The organism is Streptomyces albidochromogenes (assembly GCF_005981925.1).
GTDB classification, from domain to species: domain Bacteria; phylum Actinomycetota; class Actinomycetes; order Streptomycetales; family Streptomycetaceae; genus Streptomyces; species Streptomyces albidochromogenes.
In genome coordinates this window covers 1-10,249 of record NZ_VBVX01000247.1, presented here as the reverse complement: position 1 = coordinate 10,249, position 10,249 = coordinate 1, and the positions used below count along the sequence as shown (strand labels likewise).

Sequence of the window (10,249 nt, the reverse complement as noted above, 5' to 3'; positions counted from 1 at the left end):
GTTCACCACCCCCCCACGGAGACCTCACCGGGCCCGGGTTCGGCCCTAGGGGCGCGGTGGGCGGAACCCCGACAAGAGTCGGGGTCGGGTCCTGCCGTCCGGGTGATGTGCGCGCCGGGGGACGTGCGGTGGAATCGGAGCACCGGCCCACCCGCTCCCCGGAGGCTCCCCGTGACCACCCGTACGCACCCGCGTCCGCTTCGCCCGACGGCCCTCGCCTTCGCGCGCTTCGTCGTCTGCGGCGGCGGTGTCGGGCTGGCCTCCAGCGGTGTGCTCCTGCTGCTCCACGGGCGCATGCCGCTCGCCGTCGCCAATGCCCTGGTCACCGTCGTGTCCACGCTCGTGGCGACCGAACTGCACGGCCGGGTGTCGTTCCGCAGCGAGCGGAGCGGCTGGGCGGTCCACCTCCAGTCCGGTCTCACCGTCCTGGTCGGCTACGCGTTCACGACCGGTGCGCTGCTCGGCCTGTACGCCCTGCGGCCCGATCCCCCGGTCCTCACCGAGCAGGCGGTCTACCTCGGCGCTTCGGCTCTGGCGGGCGTCGGCCGGTTCGCGGTCCTGCGGCTCGTGGTCTTCGCCGAAAGCCCGGCTCCGGCCGCCGGACCCACCGCTCCGACCTCCGGCCCCACCGCTCCGGCCGCCGAACCGGCCCTCAACAGGGCGGCCGTGGTCATCGCGGCGTAGCTCCCGGCCGCCTCGACGCACGTGTGCCGCCCCCCGTCGGCCGGGGGCGGCACACCGCTCACTCGGGACGCGCCGTCAGCACTCGCGCAGGCCGGGCGCCGGGTCCACCGACGTGTGGACGTCCACCGCCGCCATGTTGCCCCACTGGCCGTTGTCCAGCTTGGTCCAGTACCAGATGTTGTTGCCGCCCGGGTGGCTGTCGCCACGGCCCCAGCAGGAGAACCAGCTGAAGGTCGTGTTCATCTGCCCGCGCACCGCCGAGGCGTACGAGCGGTGCGCGTAGCCCTTGGCTCCGGCCCGGTTCCCGCAGTACAGCTTGCCGTCCGAGCGGACCCCGCACTCGGCTGCCGGTCCGGCGGGCGCGGCCGTGGCGGGAGCCGTGGCGCCCGCGAGGCCGGCCGTCAGCGCGGTCGCGGCGAGCGTGATCGCGAGCTTCTTGGCCAGGGTGAGCTTCGGGTTCGTGTTCATCGTTGTCTCCTTGCGGTGTGGTGTTAGTGGTGTGGTGATGGTGGTGTGGTGAGGGGCGCTATCGGCAGGTGGGCACGCCGTCGAGCCAGGCCGGGCCCTTGATGTAGATGTTGGTGATCCACGCCCTGTGGTCCGGGAGGTAGGACCAGGCGTCGTTGGTGATGCCTTCGGCGGTCACGGACTGCGCGTGCTTCTGGCACTGGACGCGCACGGACGTCGGGCCGGCGAACTTGTGCACCCGGGCGCTCGTCGTGGACGGCTCCACGTGCGTCCAGACGTCCGTCCCCCACGTGCTGAACGTGCCCTGCCCCGGCGAACCGTCGACGCGCACGGCCCCGAAGAAGTCGCCGCCCGTGCGCACGTCGCTGACCGTGATCCGGGTGCCGGACTGCCTGGCCTCGACCATCTTCCCGGCGCCCAGGTAGATCGCGACGTGGTGGACCTTGCGGGCGTTGCCCCAGACCAGCAGGTCGCCGGGAACCAGCGGCCCGGTTCCCTCCGCCGCGCCGAAGCGGGCCGTCGCGTGCGGGGTGTGGTACTGGCTGTGGGCGGTGCCGTTCAGGATGTCCCGGCCGGTCGCCTCGGCGTAGGCGTACCTGACCAGACCGGAGCAGTCGAAGCCGCGCCGCTGGGGGTCGTGTTCGCTGGCCGGGTCGGTCGGATCCACCGTCCCGTAGGTGGGTCCGGGCGCCGGACCGTGGCCGCCGCCCCACGTGTACCAGACGCCGATCTGCGAACAGGCGGTGCGTACCGCCTTCTCGGCCGCCGCCGAGGCTCCGGGGGCGAGGACGTCGCACCCTTCGGCGGCCGCCGCCCGCGGCGCCGCGGCCCGGGCGGGCTGCCCGGCGGCGGCGGGCCAGGTGACGAGCGACAGTGCGACGGCCCCCGCCGCTGCCGCCGCTCTCCATCGGTTGCGCATGTCTGATCCCCGTTCATGTTCCGTCAGGAGTCCGGCCGGTCGCCTCGCGAGGCTTGGCCGGGTGCGTCGCGTTCGCCGGTTTCGACCCGTTCGGGCCGTTCGGTCCGGCCCTTCGAGCCTGGGGCGTGGAGCCCGCGGCTGTCGAGGATTCAGCTGTCTCCTGGTGCGACAGGAAACGGGAAACACTCCGGGAAACGGCTCTCACGTCGGTGTTCCACAGCCGCACGGTGCCGTCGTTGCTGCTGCTGACCACGGCTCGCGTCCGCGGGTCGAAGGCGACGCCCCACACCGCGCCGGTGTGGCCCGTGAGCGTGGCGGTGAGCCTGTGGCGCGCGGTGTCCCACAGGCGCACCGTGCCGTCGCTCCCGCTGCTCGCCAGCGTCCCGCCGCCCGCGCCCGTGCGCGCACCGGGGTCGAACGCGACCGCCCGTACCGCGCCGCTGTGGCCGGTGAGCGTGGCGGTGCGGCGCCGGCGGGCGGTGTCCCACAGGCGCACCGTGCCGTCGTTGCCGCTGCTCGCCAGCGTCCGCCCGTCCCGGCTGTACGCCACACCGCGCACCGAACCCGAGTGCCCCCGCAGCACTCCGCGCGCCCCGCGGTCCGCCACGTCCCACAGCCGCACGGTCAGATCGTCCCCGCCGGCCGCCAGCGTCCGCCCGTCCGGGCTGAACGCGACGGCGTTCGCGAAGTCCTGATGGCCCGTGAGGGTGGTGAGCAGCCGGTGGCGGCGTACGTCCCAGAGCTTGACCGTGCGGTCGGCGCTCGCGGAGGCGAGGAGGCGGCCGTCGGGGGAGAAGGCGACGCCGAACACGGAACCCGTGTGCCCGGTGAGGGTGGTCGGCGGTCTGCGGCGGCGTACGTCCCAGAGCTTGAGCGTACGGTCGGCGCTCGCGGAGGCGAGGAGGCGGCCGTCGGGGGAGAAGGCGACGCCGAACACGGAACCCGTGTGCCCGGTGAGGGTGGTCAGCGGCCTGTGCCGCCGTACGTCCCACACCTTGACCGTACGGTCCACGCTCGCGGACGCCACGACCCGGCCGTCCGGGGCGACCGCGGACTGCCACGCCTCGGCGAACGGGCGCGCCGTCAGGGCCGCCCGGTCCAGGTCCCACAGCACCACCGACCGGTCGAAGCCCGCCGTCGCCACGAGATGGCCGCCGCTGACGGCGGCCCCCAGCGCGTAGTCGGTGTGCCCCGCCGGCGCGGCGGTCACCCGGTGGCTCGCCGTGTCCCACACCTTCGCCACCCCCTCCCCGCCGGCGCTGACGACGGTGGCGCCGTCCGCGCCGTACGCCACCGCGTTGACGTCGTCGCTGTGTCCGGTGAGGGTGGCCTCGGAGCGCCGGTGGCGGACGTCCCAGAGCCTGACCGTGCGGTCCGCGCTCCCGGAGGCGACCCCGCGCCCGTCCGGGCTGAACGCGATGCCCAGAACGCCGTCGCTGTGCCCCCGCAGCGTCACCGGCGTCCCGCGCCCGGCCGCGTCCCAGAGCCTGACCGTGCGGTCCGCGCTCCCGGAGGCGACGCTGCGCCCGTCCGGGCTGAACGCGACGCCGTGCACGCTGTCCCGGTGACCCCGCAGCGTCGCCAGTTCCCGGCGGCGCGGCACGTCCCAGACCCGCACCGTGCGGTCCGCGCCGCCCGACACCAGGGTCCGCCCGCCCGGGCCGAAGGACACCGACCGTACGGCGCCTCCGTGGCCGAGCAGGGTCCCGGCCGGGTGACGGTCGGCCGCGCCCCACAGCCGCACCGTGCCGTCGGCGCCGGCGGACGCGAGGAGCCGCCCGTCCGGGCTGAACGCGACGGAGAGCACCGGGCCGCCGTGACCCATGAGCGTGTCCACGGCGCGGCGGTGGTCCGCGCCGCCCCACAGCCGCACCGTGCCGTCCGAACTGGCCGACGCGAGCAGCCTGTCGTCGGGGCTGAACGCCACACTGTTGACCGGCCCCGTGTGCCCGACGAGACGCCCGGCGAAGTACTGCGCCTGCGTGCTCAGCAGCGCGCCGCGCGCCTCGGTCGTCGGCGCGGTGCGGTACGCCTCGGCCGCCAGGCGCATCGACGCCTCGGGCTGCCCCGACGCCAACGCGCCGGACCGTACCGCCATCGCCTGGGACTGGGCGACCCGGCGCTCGTCGACCGCGCGCGAGCGCTGGTGGAACGCCGTGCCGCCGGCGAGGAGCGCCAGGACGAGCAGCGCCCCCAGCAGCACCAGCAGCCTGCGGTGGGTGCGGACCCGACGCCGCTGTGCCTCCTTCCCGGCCACCTCCTGCGCCCGGCTCGCGTCCAGGAAATCGTGCTCGTACGGGCCGAGTTCCGCCCGCCCGTCGGTCTGCTCCGCCCACTCCCGCGCGGCCGCGAGCCGCGTCCCCCGGTACAGCAGCCCGGGGTCGCGGCCCTCGCGCACCCACTCGGCGGCGGCCTCGGCGAGCTGCTGGTGGAGGAGCAGCCCGGCCCGGTTGGTGCCGATCCAGCCGCGCAGCCGGGGCCAGGCGCGCAGCAGCGCCTCGTGGGTGATCTCCACCGCGTCGCGGTCGACGGTGACGAGCCGGGCCCGGACGAACGCGTCGAGCGCCGTCTCCACCGCGTGCCGGTCGGGCAGTTGCTCCAGCAGCCGCTCACGGCTCGCCCTGCGCCGGGTCGCCGTGTCGCTGTCGCCGCCCCCGTCGCCACCGCCGTCGCCCGCGCCGACCTGGACCAGCCGCACCAGTACCCGGCGCGCCATCTCCTGTTCGGCGGGGCGCAGCCGGGTGAACACCGCCTCGGCCGTCCGGGCGATGGCGCCGTGGATGCCGCCGGTCGTCTCGTACCCCGCGACGGTGAGCGTGCGGCCGGTGCGCTGCTGCCAGGTGACCAGCAGGGCGTGGGCGAGCAGGGGCAGGGCGCCGGGGGAGGCGGGCGCCAGGTCGTCCTGGCCGCCGCCCCGGCCGGTGCCGGCGGCTCCCACGTCGCGGAGCAGCAGGCCCACCAGGCCCGCCTCCAGGGTCAGCCCGGCCCGCCGGGCGGGAAGCGTGATGGACTCGCGCAGTTCGGCGCCGGTCATCGGGCCGAGCGCGAACAGGCCGTGCGAGAAGACGGCGGCCAGCTCCGGGTGGTCGAGGCACCGGCCGCTGAAGTCGGCCCGTACCCCCAGCACCACGACACCCGGGGGCGGTGCTTCGTCCCCGTCGGTGTCCGCCGGGACGGCGAGCGCGGACAGCGCCGCGACGAACGCGCGCCGCTCCGCCTCGTCCGCGCACAGCGTGAACGTCTCCTCGAACTGGTCCACCAGCAGCACCAGCCGGCGTGCCGTCAGCAGCCCCCGTACGGCGTCGGCCAGTCCCCGGGGCCGGGCCCGCATCGACTCCGGGCTCACCGCGAGCCCCGGCCCGAGCGCCTCGGTCACACAGCGCAGCAGCTCCTTGAGCGGGTGCGCGGTGGGCGTGCACACCACGACCGGCCAGCCGCTCGAACCCTCGACGGGCAGCGCGCCGCGCCGCAGCGCGGGCACCAGACCGGCCCGCAGCAGTGACGACTTGCCGGCCCCCGAGGAGGCGACGACCGCCAGAGGCCCCGTGCCGGCCCGTTCGGCGAGCCGGCCGACCAGCTCGGCCGTCGCCCGCTCCCGCCCGAAGAACCACTGCGCGTGCTCGGGACCGAAGGCGGCGAGGCCCCGGTACGGGCACACCGCGTCGGCGGGGCCCGGCAGTTGCGAGGTCGCGGCCGGCCCCGCTGCCGACGGTGACGGCGCGGGCGGGCGGCGCGCCGCCGGTACGTCGGCGACCAGCCGCAGCAGGGCGCCGCCGGCGTCCAGTGCCTCGTCGCAGCGTCTGGCCACGTCGGGCGTGGGCGGCTTGCCGCCGTTCTCGATCTTGCTGAGGTAGCCCTTGCTGTAGTGGATCGACCGGGCGAGCGCCGTGAGCGAGATGCCCCGCTCGCCCCGCAGGCGCCGCAGTTCTTCCCCGAAGGAGCATGCGCCCCGAACCCCGTCCATGCCGGGCACCGTACAGGTCGATTACAGTCAGTTTCCTTCTGTAGTAACGCTTTTGCCTGAATTCTGATGACCGTGGCTTGATGGTCCCGGTGCCGGGGTAGGGAGCCGGGTCCTCCTCAGGCCGCCGTCCGCGGCCGTACGACCGTCAGCGCCAGCAGGGCGCCCGTCCCGCACAGCGCGCCGACGCCCACCCACAGCGGGTCGTACGAACCGAACGCGTCCCGCGCCACGCCACCCGCGAACGCCGCCAGGCCGGCGCCCAATTGGTGCGCGGCCGCGACCCAGCCGAACACGATCGCGCTGTCCGCGCCGTACACCTCGCGGCACAGCGCCATGGTCGGCGGCACCGTGGCGACGTCCAGGAGTCCGAAGAGGACGGCGAAGGCGACCAGCGGCGCTCCGACGTGCGCCGTCAGCAGCAGGGGCAGGGCGAGGAGGGTGAGGCCGCGCAGCGCGTAGTACGCGGCGAGCAGCCGCCGGGGGGCGAACCGGTCGGTCAGCCAGCCGGAAGCGAGCGTTCCCGCGATGTTGAACACGCCGATCGTGGCGAGCAGTGAGGAGGCGGCCGTCGCGGGCATGCCGTGGTCGTGCGCGGCGGGGGTGAAGTGGGGCCACATGACGCCGTTCGTGGACGCGCCGCAGATCGCGAACGTCGCCGCCAGCAGCCAGAACGGACCCGTGCGCGCCGACCGTGCGAGCACGTGAACGGTCCGACGGGCCGTCCCGGGAACGGCCGCGTACCGTTCCCGGGACGCGTCCTCGTTCTCCAGAGCCCCGTACGGCCGTAGTCCGACATCCGTCGGACGATCGCGCAGCACCAGGAGTACGAGCGGCAGCGCCGCCAGCGCCGCCACCACGAGCGTCACCGTCGCGGCGCGCCACGCGTACCGTTCGACCATCCAGGACAGCAACGGCAGGAACACGAACTGCCCGAACACACCGGCCGCCGTGAGCGCGCCGGTGACCAGGCCGCGGCGGCGCGCGAACCAGCGGTCGGTCACGGTCGCGGCGAACGCCATCGCCATCGACCCGCAGCCCGTTCCGACGAGAAAGCCCCACCCCACTACGTACTGCCAGGGCTCCGTCATCACCGATGTGAACAGCGCCCCCGCCGCGACGGCCGCCAGCGCGCCGCCGACGACCCTGCGCATGCCGAAGCGGTCCATCAGGGCCGCCGCGAACGGCGCGGTCAGGCCGTACAGGACCATGTTCACCGACGCGCCGAACCCGATCGTCGCGCGCGACCAACCGAACTCCCGGTGCATGGGGCCGGCCAGCAGGCCCGCCATGGTGGTGAAGGCCCCGGCCACGACGATCGCCAGGCCGGCGACGGCGGCGACCAGCCAGGCCCGGTGCACCCGCGTCCGCACCGGCGGCCGCTTGCTCGGACTTTCCTTGATCACAACCATGCCTCCGACACTGCGCCCGGTGGCGCGCCCCGGACCAGTGGCCGGATGGCCATGGTGTGAAAGAATCTCGCCATGCCGGACCAGCACCCCGCCCCGTCGGCGTTCACCGGCGCGGGAGACCCCCACCGGGTGGCCGTACTCGTCCGCGACGGGCTGCTCACCATGGAACTGGGCATCGTCCACCGGCTCTTCGGCCAAGCCCTGTCCCCGGCGGGCGAGCGGCTCTACGAGGTCCTGACGTGCACCCCGGAACCCGGCGACCTGCGCACGGACGCCGACGTCACCGTCCATGTCGCGCACGGCACGGACCTCCTCGCCGAGGCCGACACCGTGATCGTCCCGGCCTCCGACGAGGACTACACCCCCCGCGCGGTGCCCCGTCTCGCGCCCGCGATGGCGAAGGCCCTGCACCGCATCCGTCCCGGCGCCCGCGTCGCCTCCATCTGCACCGGCTCCTTCGTCCTCGCGGCGGCCGGACTCCTCGACGGGAAGCGCGCCACGACGCACTGGCGTTCGGCCGCCGATCTCCAACGGCTGCACCCGCGCGTGCGGGTCGACCCGGACGTGCTCTACACCGACGACGACGGCGTCCTCACGGCGGCGGGCGTCGCCTCCGGCATCGACCTGTGCCTGCACATGATCCGCGCCGACCACGGCTCACGGGTCGCCAACGAGGTGGCGCGCGGGACCGTCGTGCCGCCGCACCGCGACGGCGGCCAGGCCCAGTACATCCCGCTCCCCGTCACGCCCCCGCGCCGGTCGTCGACCGAACCCGCCCGCACCTGGGCGCTGGAGCACCTGGACCGTCCGATCAGCCTGCGCGAGCTCGCCGACCGCGCCGCGATGAGTACGCGCACGTTCTCGCGCCGGTTCTGCGAGGAGGCCGGACAGACGCCGGTCCAGTGGCTCACCGGACAGCGTGTCGACCGCGCGCGCCGGCTGCTGGAGGAGACGGACCTGCCGGTCGACCGGGTGGCGGCGGCGGTCGGCTTCGGTACGGCGGTGTCACTGCGCCAGCACCTGCACGCCGCCCTGGGAATCTCGCCGAGCGCCTACCGCGCCACCTTCCGCGGGGCGGGCGGCCCCGGGGCGCGGCGGTGACGGATGCCGACGGGCGCCGTCCGGCTTAGCCTGAGAAGGCCCGATCCGTACGCGCGCACTCCCCGCACCACGAGGCAAGGAGCCAGACGTGAAGCCGGACGCCAGCATCTCCTACCAGCAGGTGGTCTTCCGGGACCGGGCCGCGGGCTACGCGTTCCTCACCCGGTCGACGGCCACCAGCGAGAACACCATCGAGTGGGACGACGGCAACACGTATCCCGTCGTCGACGTCGAGATCTCCTCGGAGAGCCACCCGTTCTACACCGGCAAGGCACGGACCGTGGACACGGAGGGGCGGGTCGCGCAGTTCCAGCGGCGGTACGGGCAGGAAGGGCAGGACGATGGGCACGGGCAGGGCGGTCCGGCCGGCCAGGGCCGTACGCCGGCGTAGAGCCGGCGGCTACATGTCTTCCAGTTCCTCGTCGAGGCCTTCGAGCTCCTCGTCCAGGCCCTTGAGTTCGTCGTCCTCCTCGTCCTCGTCGAGGGCGTCCGGATCGACGTCCGGTTCCTCCTCGGAGAGAAGCTGGTCCAGCGACTCGCCCCGGTGCGCCTCCTCCGCCGTGTTGCCGAAGAACTCCGCGGGCGACCAGTGCTCGGGGGGCGCGATCCCGGCGTCGAGCGGGTCGTACTTCAGATCGTCGCTCTCGAGCGTGTCCTGCGCGTCGAGGACGCCGTCGTCCTCGGGAGGAACCGTGTTGTCTTCGCTCATGTGTCCCACTCCGTGCCTCGTTGGCCCGATTGGGCTGCCCACATTGCCCACGCTCCCGCAGGCGCGCGCCCCTCGCATCCGGAACGTGAGAACGGGCGGAGCATGGAGATGTTCACCGGATGCGCCGCGGGTACGCGGGAACCAGAATGCCGACTGATCGACGAAACAAGGAGGCGGTATGAGCGAGGAATCCGTTTCGAGGCCGAAGCCGTCGGAGGTGACCCCCGACAGCCTGCTCCACACCGGTGCCACCGACGACGTGACGCCCGAGGACCTGGTGCTCTCCTCGGGGCGCGACGTGACTCCGGCGACTCTGGAGTGGGCGCGGCGCCGGCTGGAGAAGGAGGGCCGGGCGGCGCTCGACACCCAGCTTCCTTAGAGTGCTCCGACACCACACCGGTACGCACGCACTCCGCCCCGCACAGAACGCTCTGTGCGGGGCGGAGTGCGTGCGTAGCCGCCCGGCCCCGGGGGGAGCCCTGGAGCGGGCCGGGCGGCCGGTTCGGCGTCACGTGGGCCGCTCTGCTCCGGTGACGCCTCTTCGCGCGGCCTGCCCCGTACGGTGCGCCCGGGGGCATCCGTACGGCCGACCGCACGGATGCCCCGGGACCGCGGGCCTGCCGCCGTCTCGCGACAACACCTTCGGGCCGGCTCGCGGGAGCGGGCAACTCGCGTCGTTTGTGCGTCGTATCGTCCGTGCATGGACGTGGCACGCCAGCCCTCGCAGGACGCCGGACTGACCACCGGGGCGCTCGCCCTGCGGCTCGGTGTCGCGCCGACGACCCTGCGGTCCTGGGACCGGCGCTACAGGCTCGGGCCCGCCGCTCGAGAGGGCGGCAGGCACCGGCGCTGGACCCCCGCCGACGTGGCCGTGCTGGAGCGCATGTGCGGGCTGACCGCGCGGGGCGTCGCGCCGGCCGAGGCCGCCCGGCTGGCCCGAACCCCGGACGCGTCCCAGGGGGAGCCGGGGCCCGGGCCCGCCACGGTGCCCGGCC

Annotated in this window: 10 protein-coding genes; 5 read left to right on the top strand and 5 right to left on the bottom strand. The window is 74.6% G+C overall.

Features of this window, described 5'->3' with window-relative positions; translation table 11 throughout:
- Positions 1–171 precede the first annotated feature (171 nt).
- Positions 172–684: a GtrA family protein gene (locus E2E34_RS25755; protein WP_138904307.1), complete on the top strand. Its 513-nt coding sequence runs from the start codon at positions 172–174 to the stop codon at positions 682–684.
- A gap of 75 nt (positions 685–759) precedes the next feature.
- Here E2E34_RS25755 and E2E34_RS25750 read toward each other — a convergent pair whose 3' ends face one another.
- From E2E34_RS25750 to E2E34_RS25735, 4 genes are all read right to left on the bottom strand, one after another.
- Positions 760–1,152: a hypothetical protein gene (locus E2E34_RS25750; RefSeq protein ID WP_138904306.1), complete on the bottom strand. Its 393-nt coding sequence runs from the start codon at positions 1,150–1,152 to the stop codon at positions 760–762.
- A gap of 58 nt (positions 1,153–1,210) precedes the next feature.
- Entirely contained in the window at positions 1,211–2,071 is an 861-nt protein-coding gene (locus tag E2E34_RS25745) for a C40 family peptidase (RefSeq protein WP_138904305.1), read from the bottom strand.
- A 13-nt stretch (positions 2,072–2,084) separates the two neighbouring features.
- A complete protein-coding gene (locus E2E34_RS25740) occupies positions 2,085–6,035 on the bottom strand; it encodes an nSTAND1 domain-containing NTPase (RefSeq protein WP_138904304.1) in 3,951 nt (1,316 codons plus the stop codon).
- Between the two features lie 116 nt (positions 6,036–6,151).
- Positions 6,152–7,444, bottom strand: coding sequence for an MFS transporter (locus E2E34_RS25735; protein ID WP_138904303.1), 1,293 nt, complete (start codon positions 7,442–7,444; stop codon positions 6,152–6,154).
- A gap of 72 nt (positions 7,445–7,516) precedes the next feature.
- On the opposite strand from E2E34_RS25735, the gene E2E34_RS25730 reads away from it, so the two are divergent.
- Positions 7,517–8,545, top strand: a complete 1,029-nt coding sequence (locus tag E2E34_RS25730; protein ID WP_138904302.1) for a GlxA family transcriptional regulator — start codon at positions 7,517–7,519, stop codon at positions 8,543–8,545.
- Positions 8,546–8,633: 88 nt separating this feature from the next.
- Positions 8,634–8,936, top strand: a complete 303-nt coding sequence (locus E2E34_RS25725) for a type B 50S ribosomal protein L31 (protein WP_138904301.1) — start codon at positions 8,634–8,636, stop codon at positions 8,934–8,936.
- 9 nt (positions 8,937–8,945) lie between these two features.
- Here the strand turns inward: E2E34_RS25725 and E2E34_RS25720 are convergent, their stop codons facing one another.
- Entirely contained in the window at positions 8,946–9,254 is a 309-nt protein-coding gene (locus tag E2E34_RS25720; RefSeq protein ID WP_138904300.1) for a hypothetical protein, read from the bottom strand.
- A 178-nt stretch (positions 9,255–9,432) separates the two neighbouring features.
- On the opposite strand from E2E34_RS25720, the gene E2E34_RS25715 reads away from it, so the two are divergent.
- Both E2E34_RS25715 and E2E34_RS25710 read left to right on the top strand, forming a co-directional pair.
- Positions 9,433–9,633, top strand: coding sequence for a hypothetical protein (locus tag E2E34_RS25715; protein WP_138904299.1), 201 nt, complete (start codon positions 9,433–9,435; stop codon positions 9,631–9,633).
- Between the two features lie 321 nt (positions 9,634–9,954).
- Positions 9,955–10,249: MerR family transcriptional regulator (locus tag E2E34_RS25710; RefSeq protein WP_138904298.1), on the top strand; the 295-nt coding region annotated here is incomplete at its 3' end.